Annotated in this window: 1 protein-coding gene and 1 pseudogene; one reads left to right on the forward strand and one right to left on the reverse strand. The window is 65.6% G+C overall.

All coding sequences use genetic code 11. The features are described from left to right. Nucleotides 1–275: pseudogene (locus tag J0695_RS41065) on the forward strand (SMI1/KNR4 family protein); the annotation flags it as partial. A 73-nt stretch (nucleotides 276–348) separates the two neighbouring features. On the opposite strand, the gene J0695_RS41070 reads toward J0695_RS41065, so the two are convergent. Next, nucleotides 349–569 (reverse strand): SDR family NAD(P)-dependent oxidoreductase (locus tag J0695_RS41070; protein WP_206969896.1); only part of this gene is annotated, 221 nt, incomplete at its 5' end.

A 569-nucleotide genomic window follows, 5' to 3' on the forward strand; every position in this document is an offset into this window, starting at 1 on the left:
CGTCAAAGCGGAACAAGCTCATCCTGCACGTCATCGAACGCGGCTGCAGCGATCTCGTCCTCATGGGCGTAACTGGCCCTCTCGCCGGGCGCATGCTCCACGGCAACGCCGCTGGCTTCTGGGGCCCGGACGTCTCCTCGGCCCCAGATTTTCTCGCCTGGTACGAACGGTGGCTCGACCACCTGGCCGCCGGAAAGGACAACCGGGCCCTGGAACTCACCTCTCCCCAACTCGGAGCGTATCCGGACAGACACCGACTCGCCTCGAAGATCTGACTGTCCGTCACTGCTCCACAGGCCGTGGGGAGTTCAGTCTTTCACTTGTTATGCGTTGGGTGGTGGTGGGTGGTTAGCGGGTGGTCCAGCCGCCGTCGATGGGGAGGGTGGCGCCGAGGATGTAGGAGGCGCGGTCGCTGCAGAGCCAGGCGGCGGCTTCGGCGATTTCGTGGGGTTGGGCGCGGCGGGGGAGGGGTGTGGCGTGGTGGAGTTGGGTTTCGATGTCGGGGTTGAGGTCGAGCCATTGGGTCATCATTTCGGTGCGGGTGGTGCCGGGGGCGATGGCGTTGATGC

It is taken from the genome of Streptomyces beijiangensis, from assembly GCF_017315755.1.
In the GTDB taxonomy this organism is placed as follows: Bacteria; Actinomycetota; Actinomycetes; order Streptomycetales; family Streptomycetaceae; genus Streptomyces; species Streptomyces beijiangensis.